This is a genomic window from Nonomuraea sp. NPDC052129 (assembly GCF_040680095.1).
Classification (GTDB): Bacteria; Actinomycetota; Actinomycetes; order Streptosporangiales; family Streptosporangiaceae; genus Nonomuraea.
The window spans coordinates 53,710-71,325 of the sequence record NZ_JBFAVX010000015.1; the positions used below are offsets into that span (position 1 = coordinate 53,710).

Genomic DNA, 17,616 nt, shown 5'->3' on the forward strand with positions numbered 1-17,616 from the left:
CCCTTCAGGCCGATGCGCGGAATATGAATCGGTGATTAACATCCGTTCTATGAGCAGACCTGCGGACAATCCAAGGAGCGAAGAGGACGACATCGTTCGGTTGAATTCCGTACGACAGACGTACCACACGAGGAAGGGCAGCTTCGAGGCGCTGAGCGGCGTCACGATCGGCTGCCGGAAACGGGCGCTCACCGCGGTCATCGGGCCGTCGCGGTCCGGCAAGAGCACGCTGCTGCGCTGCGCGTCAGGACTGGAGCGGCCGACGTCAGGGTCGGTGCTCCTCGACGGCGAGGAGCTGACCGACCTCGACGACGCGTCGCTGACCAGGCTGCGGCGTGACCGGCTCGGTTTCGTCTTCCAAGGGTCCAATCTGCTGCCCGCGCTCAACGTGGCGGAGAACATCGCGCTGCCCGGCTACCTGGCCGACCGGAGCGTCGACACCGTCCTGCTGGACCGGGTGATCGCCCAGATCGGCCTGAGCGACCACCTGCACGACCTGCCGCACCGGCTGTCCTTCGCCGAGCAGCAGCGGGTGGCGGTCGCGCGGGCCCTGGTCGGCCGGGCACCGGTGATCTTCGCCGACGAGCCCACCTGCGCGCAGGACAACGAGGGCGTCGGCCAGGTGCTCGGCCTGCTGCGCGAAGCGGCGCGGGCGGGACAGACAGTGGTGGTGGCCACGCACGACTCGCGGATCGCGGCCTACGCCGACCACGTCTTCTTCATGGCCGGCGGCCGGGTCGTGGAGGAGCTGGAGCTCCCGCCCGGCAAGGCGGCGGCGGAGCGGATGGCCCACCTGGCGATGTGGGACCGGGGAGAGCCGTCCTGATGTGGCGCCTGGCCCTGCGCACTCTGTCCCACCGCAGGGGCGCGTTCTCGGCGGTGCTCGCCACGGTCTTCGCCGCCACCGCCATCGTGGCGGCGTGCGCGGGGCTGATGGCGGCCGGGATCCAGGCCGCGTTCCCGCCCGAGCGGCTGGCCGGCGCGGCGGTGGTGGTCGCGGGCGACCCGTCCTACCGGCTGCCGGACGCCGACCCCCGCGACGACGACGTCGAATGGGCGAGCCTGTCCGAGACCGTACGCCTGAGCCGGTCCCTGCTGGAGACCGTGCGGGCGGTGCCCGGCGTCGCCGACGTCATCGGCGACGTCTCCATCCCCGTCACCATGCTCGGCGGGGACGCGCCCCGGGCCACAGGGCACGAATGGACCTCAGCGGGGCTGCTGCCGTACGAGCTGCGGGCCGGCACCGGGCCCGCGACGGCCGGAGACGTCGTGCTGGACGCGGCACTCGCCGCGCGATCGGGCGGCCACGTGGGCGACCGGATCCAGGTCGTGGCCCGCGGCGCCGTCGCGACCTTCCGGGTGAGCGGTGTGGTCGCCCCGGCGGCGGGGCGTACGGCCACGGCGGCCGCGATGTTCTTCACGCCCTACGACGCGCGGTGGCTGTCCGGCCATCCAGACTCGGTGGACGCGATAGCCGTGATCCCCGTGCCCGGGACGGGCGAGCAGGCGCTCGCCGATCGGGTGCGCGCCACCCTGCGCGGCCAGCCTGTGGTGACGCTCACCGGGGACGACCGCGGGCTCGCCGAGTTCGCGCAGGCGCGCGCCGGCCGCGAGAACCTGATCACCATCGCCGGACTGATCGGCGGCACGACGCTCCTGGTCGGCATGCTCGTCCTGGTCAGCACCATGAAACTCCTGGTCGAGCACCGGGCGCCGGAGCTGACGCTGCTGCAGGCGATGGGCACGCCGCCGCGCCGCGTCCGCCTGATGATGCTCGGCGAGGTGACGACGATCGCGGTGGTCGCCACGGCGGCGGGCACGGTGCTCGGTGGCCACCTCGGCGGTCAGTTGTTCGGGCACCTGGTGCGCGACGGAGTCGTACCGGCGGCGCTGCGGTTCGACCCGGGCTGGCTCCCGGCCGCGCTCGCGGCCGCGGTGTGCCTGTGCACCGGGCTGGCGGCCGCCTTCTTCCCGATCTGGCGGGCCGCGCGACCTCGCCCGGCCACGGCGCTCAGCTCGGTGCCGCAGGACCACGGGCTCGACCGGGCACGCGCGGCGCTCGCCCTGATCTGCCTCGGCGTTGTGGGCACGACGATCTGCTCGGCCATGGTGATGATCCGCTCGGCCGCGGTGAGCGTCGCCTGCCTCGCCGCGATCGTGGTGATCCTCGGCGTGGCCGTAGTGGCGTCCAGGATGACCAAGGCGATGAGCGGGCTGGTCGGCCGGGCCGTACGCGCCCGGCCCAGGACGATCGGCCGCCTCGCCCTGCTCAACAGCTGCGCCCGGCCGTTCGGCATGGCCACCGCGATCCTGCCCATCATGCTCGCGACCGGGATCAGCACCGCGAACATCTATCTGCAGATGACGCAGGCCGACCAGGTCCGGCAGGTCCGCCTGGAGGACCTGCGGGCCGACCACGTGATCACCGGCGGCCTCGGTCCCGGCCTGCTCGGCCGCGTACGGTCCGTCCCAGGGGTCATGGCCGCGTCGGAGCTGGCGACGAGCAGCGGGTTCGTCGAGAGCCCGTACGACCCATCGCAGAGCGAGCACGGCTGGCCGCTCCTGGGCCTCACGGCGGACGGCGCGGCGGGGGTCACGGACATCTCCCTCACGGCGGGCACGCTCACCGGGCTGCGTGGCGACTCCGTCGCCCTCACCCGGCAGCACGCCCGCGAGCTCGGCAAGGGGATCGGCGACGCGATCACCCTGCGGCTGGGCGACGGCGCCAAGGTGGACCTGAGGGTGGTCGCGCTGCTCGCGGACCGGCCCGGCGGCGAGATGATCCTCATGCCCGCCACACTGCTCGCCGCCCACACGACCATCGGCTCGCCGACCCAGATCCTGGTCCGGGCGGCGCCCGGCGGCGACCCGCGCAAACTGCGCGCCGACCTCGTCGAGGCGACGGGCCGCCTGCCCACGCTGCGGGTCAGCGACGGCATCGGGCCGTCCATGACCGCCGTCGAGCAGGGGCGGACCCGGGCCTGGATCAACTATCTGTTCACCGGAGTGATCATCATCTTCGCCGGCATCTCGGTGATCAGCGCCCAGGCGATGGGAGCCGGCTCGCGGCGCAGAGAGTTCCGTCTGCAACGCCTGATCGGGTTCACCCGTGGCCAGATCCTGCGCATGGTGGGGATCGAGGCGGTGGTGGTCGCCATGGTCGGCGTCGTGCTCGGCACGGCGGCGGTCGCCCCCATCCTGATTCCGTTCGCCATGGCGGTCAACGGCTCACCGATGCCCCCGGGGCCGGCGTGGGTCTATCTGGCCGTGATCTGCTCCGCCACGCTGTCCGCCCTGGTGGCGACGCTGTCCCCCGTGTGGGCGATCATCCGGCCGCGCACAGGGGAGCGTGAGGGGTCCCCTAGGGGTCGGGCGGTCATCCGCGCATAGGTAGCGTCCCATTCGACGCGATAAATAATTTGGAGGAATTGTTCATGCGTGTTCTGTTCACTCAACACGCGGCAAACGCGCACCTCTTTCTCATGGTCCCCATCGCCTGGGCGATGAAAGCCGCGGGCCACGAAGTAATCGTCGCCGGCCAGCCGGACATCGTCGACGCCATTACCCGGACCGGCTTGACCGCTTTATCGGTCGGCGGAAAGTCCGATGTGGCCGAGCGGCTGCTGGAAACCCCGCTTGACCGGCAGATCTACGGCTCCGGATACGACATCGCGGAGGAGCGCCCCGAAATGCTCACGTACGAGTACGTCCGCGACTGCCTGGACGCCTTCTGCTCCCCGATGGCCCTGGACTTCATCACCGACGAGTCCATGTACGCCGACCTGGTCGCCTTCTGCCGGAGCTGGCGGCCCGACCTGGTGGTCTGGGACTCCATCACCTTCCCGGGCCCCGTGGCCGCCCGGGCCTGTGGCGCGGCGCAGGTACGGACGACCTTCGGCCGCGATCACTGGGCGCGGATGCGCTCGTTGTACCTCCGGCTGCGCGCGGAGCAACCGGACGACCCGCGTGAGGACCCCGTGGTCGAGTGGATCACGGCGAAGCTGGCCGCGTACGGCTGCGACTTCGACGAGGAGGTGATCCTCGGCCAGGCCACGGTCGACTCCATGCCGGCCTGGCTGCGCTTCCCCGGCGAGGAAGACCACCTGCGCGTCCGTTTCATCCCCTACAACGGCCCCTCGACCATCCCGGCCTGGCTCAGGGAGCCGCCGTCCCGGCGGCGCGTCTGCTTCACCCTAGGGGTGTCCGGCAGGGAGGTCTGGGGTGGGCGCGGCAGCGTCAGGGCCGCCGAGCTGTTCGAGGCCGTGGCCGACCTGGACGTCGAGGTGGTCGCGACCCTGAAGGAGAACCAGCTGGACGGCGCGAAGGTCCCGGCGAACGTCCGCATCGTGGACTTCGTCCCGCTCAACTCCCTGCTGCCCGGCTGCTCGGCCATCGTCCACCACGGCGGCACCGGGACCACCTGCACGGCCATCACCCAGGGCGTGCCCCAGCTCATCGTCCCCGCCCAGCTCTACGACGAGACGGGCATGGCCCTTCAGATAGCCCAGCAGGGAGCGGGCCTGGTCATCGAGCCCGATCAGCTCTCGGCGCGGACGCTGCGCGACGGGCTGGTGCGGCTGCTGGACGACGAGGGGTTCCGTCGGAACGCGGTCCGGATCCAGCAGGACATGGCGAAGACGCCGACCCCCGCCGACGGCGTACGTGATCTAGAAGAGCTGGTCGCCCGTCACCAGGCGGCTTCCCCGACCCGGAGATGAGCCGTGGACAACGAGACCAGGCTGCTGGAATACCTCAGGCGGGCCACCGCCGACCTGCGGGAGACCCGCCGCCGGCTGCGGCAGGCCGAGGACAGGGACGCCGAGCCCATCGCGATCGTCGGGATGAGCTGCCGCTTCCCCGGCGACGCCGGCACGCCCGAGGAGCTGTGGCGGCTGCTGGTCGCCGGGACCGACGCGATCTCGCCGTTCCCCTCCGACCGGGGCTGGGACGTCGACCTCTATGACCCGGATCCGGACAGTCCCGGCAAGAGCCTGACGAGTTCCGGCGGATTCCTTCACGACGCCGCTCAGTTCGACCCGCACTTCTTCGGGATCAGCCCGCGGGAGGCCCTGGCGATGGATCCGCAGCAGCGGCTGCTGCTGGAGACCGCGTGGGAGGCATTCGAAGGCGCGGGCATCGATCCGGCCTCGGCCCGGGGCAGCTCCACGGGCGTCTTCGCCGGAGTCATCTACCACGACTACGGCTCCAGGGTCCGCGCCGTGCCCGCCGACCTCGGCGGCTACATCGGCAACGGCAGCGACGGCAGCATCGCCTCCGGCCGGGTCTCCTACCTGATGGGCCTGGAAGGCCCGGCGATCACGGTGGACACGGCGTGCTCGTCCTCCCTGGTGGCGCTGCACCTCGCGGCCCAGGCCCTGCGCCAGGACGAATGCGCCATGGCACTGGCCGGCGGGGTCACGGTGATGTCGACCCCGAGCACGTTCGTGGAGTTCAGCAGGCAGCGCGGGCTGTCGCCGGACGGCCGGTGCAAGGCGTTCTCGGCGGCCGCCGACGGGACGGGCTGGGGTGAGGGCGCGGGCATGCTCCTGCTGGAGCGGCTCTCGGACGCCACCCGCAACGGCCACCAGGTGCTGGCCGTGATCCGCGGCAGCGCGATCAACCAGGACGGCGCCAGCAGCGGGCTGACCGTGCCCAACGGCCCGTCCCAGCAGCGGGTGATCGCCCGGGCGCTGGCCGCCGCGGGCCTGACGCCCGCCGAGGTCGATGTGGTCGAGGCGCACGGCACCGGTACGACGCTGGGCGACCCCATCGAGGCGCGCGCCCTGTTCGCCGCCTATGGTCAGGGCCGCCCGGAGGACAGACCCCTTTACCTGGGCTCGATCAAGTCGAACATCGGCCACACCCAGGCCGCCGCCGGCGTGGCCGGTGTGATCAAGATGGTGCTCGCGATGCGGCACGGCACCCTGCCCAAGACCTTGTACGCCGACGAGCCCTCGCCGAACGTGGACTGGTCGTCCGGCAGCATCGCCCTGCTGACCGAGAACGTCCCCTGGGACACGGCGGAGGACACCCCGCGCCGCGCGGCCATCTCCTCGTTCGGCGTCAGCGGCACCAACGCGCACGTCATCATCGAGGAACACCCGCGCGCCGAGACCCCCCGCGCAGAGACGGCCTGCCCCGTGGTGCCTTGGATGGTCACGGCCAAGAGCGAGCAGGCGCTGCGGGCCCAGGCCGGGCGACTGGCCGCCCGCGTCGAGCAGGACCCCGGGCTGTCGCCGGTCGACGTCGGCCACTCCCTGGTCAGCTCGCGCGCCGCCCTCCCGTACCGCGCGGCGGTGATCGGCGACGACCGTGACGCCCTCCTGGCGGGCCTGCGCGCCGTCGCGGACGCGGTCCCCGCGCCGAACGTCGTGTACGGCACGGCGACCGCCTCGCCCCGGGTGGCCTTCGTCTTCCCCGGCCAGGCTGTCCTGTCGAAGGACATGATCCTCGGGCTGCTCGACGCCGCGCCGCCGTTCGCCGCCCGCATGGCGGAGTGCGCGGACGCGCTCGAGAAGTTCGTGGACTGGAAGCTGATGGACGTCCTGCGCGGCGAGTCGCCCGCGTGGCCACTCGACCGGATGGACGTGATCCAGCCCGCGGCCTGGGCGGTCATGGTCTCGCTGGCGCACCTGTGGCGCTCCTACGGCGTCGAACCCGAGGCCGTCGTGGGGCACTCCCAGGGCGAGATCGCCGCCGCCTGCGTGGCGGGAGCGCTGTCCCTCGAAGACGCGGCCAAGGTGGTGGCCCTCCGCAGCCGGGCCATCACCGAGGACCTGTCCGGCCGCGGCGGCATGCTGGCCGTCTCGCTCCCGCCCGCCGAGGCGCTCGACCGGCTCGCCCCCTGGGCGGAGCGCCTGTCGATAGCGGCGGTGAACAGCCCGACCGCGGTCGTGGTCGCCGGCGACTCGGCGGCACTGAACGAACTGCTCGATCTCCTGAAGGCCGAGGACGTCAGAGCCAAGATGATCCCGGTCGACTATCCTTCGCACACGGCCTACGCCGAGCCGCTGCACGACCGGCTGCTGGCCGACCTGGCCGGGATCGTCCCCTGGACGGCCGAGGTGGCGTTCTGCTCCACGGTGACCGGCGAGCCGCTCGACACCGCCGAACTCGACGCCGCCTACTGGTACACCAACCTGCGCCGCCCGGTGCGCTTCGAGCAGGCGGTCCAGAGCCTGGTCCAGCAGGGCTACGGAATGTTCGTCGAGGTCAGCCCGCACCCGACGCTGACCGCCGCGGTCCAGGAGACGGCCGAGGCCGCGGGCGTCACCGTGGTGGCCATCGGCTCGCTGCGCCGCGACGAGGACGCGGCGGCCAGGTTCGTCACCTCGGTCGCGGAGTCCTGCGCGCACGGCGTGCCGGTCGACTGGACCCCCCTGTTCGCCTCGGCCGACGCCCGCAGGGTGGACCTGCCCACGTACGCCTTCCAGCGCGAACGCTACTGGCTGGAGGCCGGCGACTCGGCCGACGTCGAGCACGCGGGCCTGACCGCGGCCGACCACCCCTTCCTCGGCGGGGCGCTGTCCCTGGCCGACTCCGACGAGGTCGTCCTCACCGGCCGGCTGTCGCTGCGCTCCCACCCCTGGCTGGCCGGTCACACGGTGTCCGGCACGGTCCTGTTCCCCGGAGCGGCCTTCGCCGAGCTGGCCGTCAGCGCGGGCCGCCAGGTCGGCTGCGCCCTGCTGGAGGAGCTGGTCCTGGAGGCGCCACTGGCGCTGCCCGCGCAGAGCGCCGTGGTGGTGCAGGTACGGATCGACGCGCCGGACGAGACCGGCCGCCGGCCGCTGACGCTGCACGCGCGCCCCGAGGACGACACGGACTGGACCCGGCACGCGACCGGCGTCGTGTCGGCCGCCCGTCCCGCCGCGGACTTCGACCTGTCCGCCTGGCCGCCGCCGGGCGCCGAGGCCGTCGACGTGACCGATGTCTACGACCGCCTCGCCGAGCGTGGTCTGGACTACGACGGGCCGTTCCGCGGGCTCCAGGCCGCGTGGCGGCTCGGGGACGAGGTGTTCGCCGAGGTCACCCTGCCACAGCGGGAGGCGGGGGGCTTCGGCCTGCATCCCGCCCTGCTCGACGCCGCGCTGCACGCGGAGTCCCTGCTGGACGACGCCGCCGCCGGGGCGAGCCTGCCGTTCACCTGGTCCGGCCTGTCGCTGTACGCGGAAGGCGCGTCCACGTTGCGGGTCCGCCTGACCCCGTCGGGGCCCGACGAGATCTCGCTGCGGCTGGCGGACCCCTCGGGAGCCCCGGTGGCCGCGGTGGAGTCGCTGCTGTCCCGGCCGCTCGTGTCGTCGGCGCCGGATCCGCGCCGCGAGTCGCTGTTCCGCGTCGGCTGGATCGCCTCGCCGTACACCGGCGACCCGACGCCGACGCCGAGCCGCTGCGCCGTGGTCGACGCGAGCGGGCTCGCCGACGCACCCGGAGCGGGCGAGAGCGGGCTGGGTTCTGGGCTCGCCGCCGCCTTGGGTGCCCCCGTCCATCCCGATCTAGCTTCCTTGCCGTCGGCTCCCGAGCTGGTGTTCGTCACCTTCTCGGGCGGCGGAGACGTGCGGGAAGCGATCCATCGGGCCCTGGCCACCGTACGGTCCTGGCTGGCCGACGACCGGTTCGAGGAGTCCACGTTCGCCCTGGTCACCAGGGGAGCGGTCGCCCTGGACGGCGAGGACGTGACCGACCTGGCCGCCGCCGCGGTGCTCGGCCTGATGCGGTCCGCGCAGTCGGAGCACCCCGGCCGGTTCGTGACGCTGGATCTCGACGACTCCGAGGTCCCGGTGCCCGCCGTGCTCGCCGCGCTCTCCGAGCCGCGGCTGGCCGTACGCGGGGGAGCGGTATGGGTGCCCAGGCTGGCGCGGGCCACGACCGGCGAGGCGCTGCTGCCGCCCTTGGGCGGCGAGCCGTGGCGGCTCGAAGCCACCGGCGCGGGCACGCTGGACGGCCTGGCGCTGGTCTTGTGCCCGGAGGCGGCGCGCCCGCTGGAACCGGGCGAGGTACGGCTGTCGATACGGGCGGCCGGGATGAACTTCCGCGACGTCGTCGTGGCGCTGGGCATGGTCCCGGAGCGCGACGTCCCGATCGGCGGCGAGGTCGCCGGTGTGGTGCTGGAGGTGGGCTCGGCCGTGGCCGACCTGGTGCCCGGTGATCGGGTGCTGGGGCTGCTGGACGGCGCGTACGGTCCCGTGGGAGTGACGGATCGGCGGTTGCTGGCTCCCATGCCCGCCGGTTGGTCGTTCGCGGAGGCCGCGTCGGTGCCGGCGGCGTTCCTGACGGCGTTCTACGGCCTGGTGGACGTGGCCGGTGTGCGGGCCGGTGATCGGGTGCTGGTGCACGCGGCCGCCGGTGGGGTCGGCATGGCCGCCGTACAGGTGGCTCGCTGGCTGGGCGCGGAGGTGTTCGGTACGGCGAGTCCCGGCAAGTGGGCGTCGCTGCCGCTGGATGAGGAGCATGTGGCCTCGTCGCGGACGCTGGCGTTCGCGGAGAAGTTCGGCCAGGTGGACGTGGTGCTCAACTCGCTGACCGGGGAGTTCATCGACGCCTCGCTGGACATGTTGCCGGTCGGTGGCCGGTTCGTGGAGATGGGCAAGACCGACATCCGGGAAGCGGAGACGATCGCCCCCGGAGTCCGTTACACCGCCTTCGACCTGATCGACACGGGGCCAGACCGTCTGGGCGAGATGCTGGCAGAGGTCCTGGGCCTGTTCGAGGAGGGCGTGTTCGAGCGGTCGCCCATCCAGGTGTGGGATGTGCGGCGGGCGCGGGAGGCGTTCCGGTTCATGTCGCAGGCCCGGCATGTCGGGAAGGTCGTACTCACGCTGCCGGTCCCGTTCGACCGGGACGGCACCGTGCTCGTGACCGGAGGCACCGGGATGATCGGCGGGCTGGTGGCCCGGCACCTGGTGGCCGAGCACGGCGTACGCGATCTGGTGCTGGTAGGACGCAGGGGCATCGAGGCCCCCGGCGCGGAGGAACTGCGCGCCGACCTCGCGGCCTCGGGGGCGCGGGCCGAGATCGTGGCGTGCGACGTCGCCGACCGTACGGCGCTGGCCGGGCTCCTGGACCGTCTGCGTGCGGAACACCGGCTGTCGGCCGTGGTGCACGCGGCCGGGGCGCTGGATGACGGAATGGTGGAGTCGCTCACGGCCGAGCAGGTCGACGCGGTGGTGGGCGCCAAGGCGGAGGCGGCCTGGCAGCTGCACCAGCTGACCGAGGGCCTGGATCTGTCGGCGTTCGTGCTGTTCTCCTCGGCGGCGGGCGTACTTGGTGAGGCCGGGCAGGGCAACTACGCGGCGGCGAACGCGTTCCTGGACGCGCTGGCGGCCCACCGGCGGGCGCACGGCCTCGCCGCGATGTCGCTGGCCTGGGGCTTCTGGGAGCAACGCAGCGGCATGACCGCGCACCTCGACGACACCGCCATGAGCGGCATGGCACGGTCCGGCTTCGTCCAGATCCCCTCCGCCGACGGCCTGGCGTTGTTCGACGCGGCGCGGACAGTGGACGAGCCTGTGCTGCTGCCGATCCGGCTGGACCTCGCCGCGCTGCGGGCGAGCGCCACCCCGCCGCCGGCGCTGCTGCGCGGCCTGGTCCGCGACCAGACCCGCACCCACGTACGGCGGGCCGCCCAGCCCGGCGTCTCGACACTGAAACACCGGCTCGACGGCCTGCCCGAGGAGGAACGCAAGGCCGAACTCGTGCGGCTCGTCCGCGCCGAGGCGGCCGGCGTGCTCGGGCACCCGAGTCCCGACTCGGTGCTGCCCGACCGGGCCTTCAAGGAGCTGGGCTTCGACTCGCTGACCGGCGTCGAGCTGCGCAACCGGCTCAGCGCCGCCACCGGCCTGCGCCTGCCCAGCACCCTCGTCTTCGACCACCCCACGCCGAACGCCCTCGCGGACCGGGTGGGAGAGGCGTTCCGCCCGGCCGCCCAGGACTCCGCCGCCACCGTACTCGCCGAGGTCGACCGGCTGGAAGCCGCACTCGCCGCGGTGACGGCGACCGGCGACCGGCCCGCGATCACCGCCCGGCTGCGGTCACTGGTCCGCAAATGGAACGACCTGGGGGGCGAGACCCCCGAGTCCGAGCAGGACGAGTCCGAGCAGTACGAGTCGGCCACGGACGACGAGCTCTTCACAATTCTCGACAACGCGATTGGCTCCTCGCGACGGAGGTCTGAGTCTGATGGCGAATGACGGCAAGCTCCGCGAATACCTGAGGCTGGCGACCGCCGAACTCCAGTCGGTCCATCGCCGGATGGACGAGATGGAGGCCCGGCGGCACGAGCCCATCGCGATCGTGGCCATGAGCTGCCGCCTGCCCGGCGGAGTGAACGACCCCGAACAGCTCTGGCGCCTGGTCGCCGAAGGCCGGGACGCCATGTCGGAGTTCCCCGCCGACCGGAGCTGGGACCTGGAGCGGCTCTACGACCCCGATCCCGAGCGCGCGGGTACGTGCTATGTCCGCACGGGCGGCTTCCTGACGGACGCGGGTGACTTCGACGCGGGCTTCTTCGGGATGAGCCCGCGAGAGGCCCTGGCCACGGATCCGCAGCAGCGGCTCCTGCTGGAGACCTCATGGGAACTGCTCGAACAGGCCGGCCTCGACCCGGCGGCGCTGCGGGGCAGCGAGACGGGCGTCTTCGTCGGCGCCGCCTCCACCGGCTACGGCGTCGGCCCGGCCGGATTCCCAGACGGGGTCGAGGGCCATCTGCTGACCGGCGGCTCCACGGCCGTGATGTCCGGCCGCATCGCGTACGTCCTCGGCCTGGAGGGTCCGGCCGTCACCTTGGACACGGCGTGCTCGTCGTCCCTGGTCGCGCTCCATCTTGCCTGCGAGTCGCTGCGCAGGGGCGAGTGCGCCTTGGCCATCAGCGGCGGCGCCACCATCATCTTCACGCCGGAGATCTTCGTGGAGTTCAGCCGGCAGCGGGGTCTGGCGCGGGACGGGCGGTGCAAGGCGTTCGCGGAGGCGGCGGACGGTACGGCGTTCGCCGAAGGTGTGGGTCTGCTGCTGCTGGAGCGGCTGTCGGACGCGCGCCGTCACGGTCACCGGGTGCTGGCGGTCGTACGGGGGAGCGCGGTCAATCAGGACGGTGCGAGCAATGGGCTCACGGCGCCGAACGGGCCTTCCCAGCAGCGGGTGATCCGCCAGGCGCTGGTCGACGCCGAGCTGTCTCCCGCCGACGTGGACGCCGTGGAAGCCCACGGCACCGGTACGACCCTGGGCGATCCGATCGAGGCGCAGGCGCTGCTGGCCACGTACGGCAGGGACCGGCCGCAGGATCGGCCGCTGTGGCTGGGCACGGTCAAGTCCAACATCGGGCACACCCAGGCCGCCGCCGGCGTCGCCGGTGTGATCAAGATGGTCATGGCGATGCGGCACGGCGTACTGCCCAGGACGCTGCACGTCGACACCCCCTCCTCGCACGTGGACTGGTCGGCCGGGAACGTCCGGCTGCTGACCGAGCCGATCCCCTGGCCCGGTGGCGAGCGCCCGCGCCGGGCCGGGGTGTCGTCGTTCGGCATCAGCGGGACCAACGCCCATGTCGTCCTGGAAGCGGTCGAGGCCGAACACGAAGAGCCGGCGGCCCTGGCTTTGCCGGCCCTGCCGCTGCCGATCTCCGGGAGGAGCGCGGCGGGGCTGCGCGCTCAGGCGGAGCGGCTGAGGTCCTACCTGGAGGAGCGGGAAGACGCTTCTCTGCCGGACGTGGCCTACTCGCTGGCGACGGCGCGGGCGGCTCTGGAGCATCGTGCCGTGGTGACCGCGTCGGATCGCGCCGGGCTGCTGGCGGGTCTGTCGCAGGTGGCCGACGGCGTGGTGAGCGGCGGGAAGCTGGCGTTCCTGTTCACCGGACAGGGGAGCCAGCGCGTGGGGATGGGGCGCGAGCTGGTGGCGGCCTATCCGGTGTTCGCCGAGCACCTGGCGGCGGTGTGTGCGCGGCTGGACCCGCTGCTGGAGCGTCCCCTGACGGAGGTGATGTGGGAGCGGCCGGAGCTGCTGGACCAGACGGGGTACACCCAGGCCGCGTTGTTCGCGGTGGAGGTGGCGCTCTATCGGCTGGTCGAGTCGTGGGGCGTCGTTCCCGACTTCCTGCTCGGGCACTCCATCGGGGAGGTGGCGGCCGCGCACGCGGCGGGAGTGCTGTCGCTGGACGACGCGTGCACGCTCGTGGCGGCCCGGGGCAGGCTGATGCAGGCGTTGCCGACCGGCGGGGCGATGGTCGCGGTCCAGGCCGGAGAAGAGGAGGCCAGGCGGATTCTCGCCGAGGTTGGCGAAGAGGACGCCGGGCAGGTTCTTGCGGGCGCCGGTGGAGTGGTGATCGCGGCGGTCAACGGGCCCGCCTCGGTGGTCCTGTCCGGTGACGAGGAGGCGGTGCTGCGGGTCGCGGGCCGGTTCGCCAAGTCCCGCCGGTTGCCGGTCAGTCACGCCTTCCACTCGCCCCGGATGGAGCCGATGCTGGCCGCCTTCCGCGAGGTGGCCGAGGGCCTGTCGTACGGGAGCGCGTCGGTCCCGGTCGTATCGAACGTGACCGGTGCGCCGGTGCGGGAGTTCACGGCCGAGTACTGGGTGCGCCATGTCCGCGAAGCGGTGCGGTTCGCCGACGGCGTCGCCTTTCTCCATGGCCAGGACGTACGGACCTTCGTCGAGCTTGGCCCCGACGGGGTGCTGTCGGGGATGGGGCAGGAGTGCGTGCCCGAGCCCCAGGACGGGCGCGGCCCGGTGTTCGTACCGGCGCTTCGTCGCGGCCGGGACGAAGCCGAGCAGGTGGTGACGGCGGTCGGGCAGGCGCACGCCGGTGGCGCGGCGGTGGACTGGGAACGGTTCTTCGCCGGGACCGGCGCCCGCCGGGTGGACCTGCCCACGTACGCCTTCCAGCACCGGCGCTACTGGCTGAACCCCGCGCAGTCGAGCGGCGATCCCTCGTCCATCGGGCTGGACGCCCCGGACCATCCGCTGCTGGGCGCCGGGGTCGAGCTGCCCGACTCGGGCGGATTCCTGTTCACCGCCCGACTCTCCCTCGCCTCGCACCCCTGGCTTGCCGATCACGTGGTCGGCGAGGCGGCCGTGTTCCCCGGCACCGGCCTGGTGGAACTCGCCATCAGGGCGGCCGACCAGGTCGGCTGCGGGAAGGTCGAGGAGCTGACCTTGGAGCGGCCGCTGCTCGTTCCGGGACACGGCAGCGTCCGGCTGCAGATCGTGGTGAGCGATCCGGACGACTCGGGCACCCGAACGATCACGATGTACTCACAGACCGACGACGCCCCATGGGACAGACACGCCACCGGCGCCCTCGCCCCGGCCTCCCCGGGCACCCCGGCCACCGCGTTCGAGGCGAGTTCGTGGCCGCCGGCCGACGCCCAGCAGGTCGAGGTGGATGGACTCTACGAGCGGCTTGCCGATCTGGGGCTTCCTTACGGTCCGACCTTTCGTGGGCTGCGGGCTGCCTGGATCCGTGGCGAGGAGGTCTTCGCCGAGATCGAGCTGCCCGAGCACGCGGCGGCGGACGCGGCCCGCTTCGGTCTGCATCCCGCACTCCTCGACGCCGCGCTGCACGCCTTCGGGTTCAGCCCCTCCTCGGCCGAGCACACCGCGTTGCCGTTCACGTGGGCCGATGTGGAACTGCACGCCGCCGGGGCGTCCAGCCTGCGCGTACGGGTGACCCCGATGGGAGAGGACTCCTTCCGCCTGGAGGCGGCCGACCCGCTCGGTCAGCCGGTGGTGTCGATCGGCTCGCTGGTCCTGCGCCAGATCACCCTCGACACGCTCACCGGTCCACGACCCGGCGCGGAACGCTCGCTGTACCGCCTGGACTGGACGCCGATCCCGGCCGAGCCGGTGTCCCTGCCGCGGTGCTGGACCATCGGCGGCGGTGAGATCGCCGGCGCCGAGGCGTACGACGACCTGGCCGCGCTGCTCCGGGCCATCGACTCGGGAGAGGACCCGCCCGAGCTCGTCATCGTGAACCCCGTCGACACTGCCGACGCCACTGTCGACGCGGTCCGTTCGGCGGTTCATCGCGCGCTCGACCTGGTGCGGACCTGGATCGCCGACTCGCGCCTCGCCGAATCGCGGCTCCTCTTCGTGACCAGGAAGGCGGTCGCCCCCGACAGCGGGCGCGACCTCGCGGGCGCCGCGGTGTGGGGCCTGGTCCGGTCCGCGCAGGCCGAGAACCCCGGCCAGTTCGTCCTCCTGGACCTCGACGACCGAAACGGCCGCGACGACCCCAACAACCGCAACGATCGCGACGACCTCAGCGACCACGCCGCCGCCGGTCTGATCGCCGCCGCGGCCCTCAGCGGCGAGCCGCAGCTCGTCCTGCGAGAGGGCACCCTGCTCGCGGCCCGACTCACCCCCGCGCCCGACCCCGGCCTCACACCGCCGGCCGACGGCGCCACTTGGCGGCTGGACAGTCGCGCCAAGGGCACGCTGGACGGTCTGGCCTTCGTCGACGCGCCCGAGGCCGTCGCGCCCCTGCGGCCGGGAGAGATCCGGATCGCCGTACGCGCGGCCGGCATGAACTTCCGCGACGTCCTCAACGCCCTCGGCATGTACCCGGGCGAGAGCGGCGCGATGGGGCTCGAGGGCGCCGGCGTGGTCGTCGAGGTCGGCTCCGGCGTCACCGGGTTCGCTCCCGGAGACAAAGTGTTCGGGCTGTTCGACGGCGGCGCGTTCGGCCCGTTGATGGTCACGGATCACCGGCAGGTGGCGCCGATGCCCGCCGGTTGGTCGTTCGCGGAGGCGGCGTCGGTGCCGGTGGCGTTCCTGACCGCCTACTACGGGCTGGTCGATCTGGCCGGCCTCCAAGAAGGGGACCGGGTGCTGGTGCACGCGGCCGCCGGTGGGGTCGGCATGGCGGCGGTGCAGCTTGCCCGCTGGCTGGGCGCGGAGGTGTTCGGTACGGCGAGTCCCGCCAAGTGGGCGTCGACGACCCTGGACGACGCGCATGTGGCCTCCTCGCGGACGTTGGAGTTCGCGGAGAAGTTCGGCCAGGTCGATGTGGTGCTCAACTCGCTGGCCGGGGAGTTCATCGACGCCTCCCTGGGCATGCTGTCTGCGGGCGGCCGGTTCGTGGAGATGGGCAAGACCGACATCCGGGACACGGAGCCGATCGCCCCCGGGGTCCGCTACACGCCGTTCGACCTCGTCGAGGCCGGTCCCGAGCGGATCGGTCACATGCTGCGCGAGATTCTGCGCCTGTTCGAGCAGGCTGAGATCCAGCCGCTCCCCATGAGGGCCTGGGACCTCCGGCGCGCCCCCGAGGCGTTCCGGTACATGTCGCAGGCCCGGCATATCGGGAAGGTCGTGCTGACGGTCCCGGCGCCCCTCGATCCTGAGGGGACCGTGCTGGTGACCGGCGGCACCGGCGCGCTCGGCAGGCTCGTCGCCCGCCATCTCGTCGCCCGGCACGGCGTACGCGATCTGCTGCTGACCAGCCGTCGCGGCGCCGCCGTCGAGGGTGCCGAGAAGCTCCGCGCCGAGCTCGCGGAGCTCGGTGCGCGGGTCGAGATCGCGGCCTGCGACGTCGCCGACCGCGACGCGCTCGCCGAGCTGCTCGCGGGCCGTCCGCTCACGGCCGTGGTGCACGCCGCGGGCGTCCTGGACGACGGACCGATCACCGCGCTCTCCCCCGAGCGGATGGACGGTGTGCTGCGGCCCAAGGCGGACGCGGCGCTGAACCTGCACGAGCTGACGCACGACCTCGACCTGTCGGCGTTCGTCATGTTCTCCTCGGCCGCCGGGACGATGGGCAGCACGGGACAGGGCAACTACGCGGCCGCCAACGCGTTCCTGGACGCGCTGGCCCACCGGCGGCGGGCGCAGGGGCTCCCGGCGACCTCGCTGGCCTGGGGTCCGTGGACAGGCGGCGGAGGCATGCTCGACACCCTCGCCGAGGCGGAGGTCGCCCGGATGGCTCGCGAGGGCATCGTCCCGTTCACCCCGGAGACGGGCCTGGCGCTGTTCGACACCGCCCTGCTCCGACCCGAGGCGGCCCTGGTGCCGATTCGCCTGGACGTCAAGGCGCTGGGCGCGCGCGGCGACTCACTGCCGCCGATGCTCAGCGAGCTGGTACGCGCCCGCCCGCGCCGCGCCGCCTCCGCCGACCGCGGCTCCGGCGCCGGTCTGCAGGCCAGACTGGCCGGGCTTCCGGAACCGGAGCGGCGGCGGATCCTGCTCGACCTGGTGCTCGACCAGGTCACCGCCGTGCTCGGGCACGCCTCCGCCGAAGAGGTGGACCCGCACCGGCCGTTCGATGAGCTGGGGTTCGACTCGCTGACCGCGGTGGAGCTGCGCAATCGGCTGAACGCCGCCGTCGATCGGCGGCTGCCGTCGACGCTGGCGTTCGACCACGCCTCGCCGATCGCGCTGGCCGAATACCTGCTCACGGAGATCGCGCCCGACGACCGGCCCACGGGCGAGCGGGCGCTGGAGGAACTCGACCGGCTGGGACGCCTGCTCGGCGCGCTCACGCCCGACGAGGAGACACGGTCGACGGTCACCGCCCGGCTGCGCGGATTGCTGGCGCAATGGCGCGGCGAACAGGCGGACACCGGCCAGACCGTGGAGTCGGCGAGCGCCGACGAGCTGTTCGCGTTGATCGACAAGGGGCTCTGAAACTTCCGG

General features: G+C 72.8%; 5 protein-coding genes. All 5 read left to right on the forward strand.

Annotated features, from left to right (window positions below; translation table 11 throughout):
- The first annotated feature begins 49 nt into the window (after positions 1–49).
- From AB0L53_RS29765 to AB0L53_RS29785, 5 genes are read left to right on the forward strand one after another with little or no spacing between them, the layout of a single operon-like run.
- Complete coding sequence (locus AB0L53_RS29765; RefSeq protein ID WP_364000566.1) at positions 50–826, forward strand: ABC transporter ATP-binding protein; 777 nt, start codon at positions 50–52, stop codon at positions 824–826.
- On the forward strand, positions 826–3,390 hold the full coding sequence (locus AB0L53_RS29770; protein WP_364000569.1) for an ABC transporter permease: 2,565 nt from the start codon (positions 826–828) through the stop codon (positions 3,388–3,390). Before AB0L53_RS29765 ends, AB0L53_RS29770 begins: the two co-directional genes overlap by 1 nt.
- Positions 3,391–3,434: 44 nt before the next feature.
- Complete coding sequence (locus AB0L53_RS29775) at positions 3,435–4,718, forward strand: activator-dependent family glycosyltransferase (RefSeq protein ID WP_364000572.1); 1,284 nt, start codon at positions 3,435–3,437, stop codon at positions 4,716–4,718.
- A gap of 3 nt (positions 4,719–4,721) precedes the next feature.
- Positions 4,722–11,186, forward strand: a complete 6,465-nt coding sequence (locus AB0L53_RS29780) for an SDR family NAD(P)-dependent oxidoreductase (RefSeq protein ID WP_364000574.1) — start codon at positions 4,722–4,724, stop codon at positions 11,184–11,186.
- Positions 11,176–17,607, forward strand: coding sequence for a type I polyketide synthase (locus AB0L53_RS29785; RefSeq protein WP_364000577.1), 6,432 nt, complete (start codon positions 11,176–11,178; stop codon positions 17,605–17,607). The genes AB0L53_RS29780 and AB0L53_RS29785 overlap by 11 nt, the downstream gene beginning before the upstream one ends.
- Positions 17,608–17,616 lie beyond the last annotated feature (9 nt).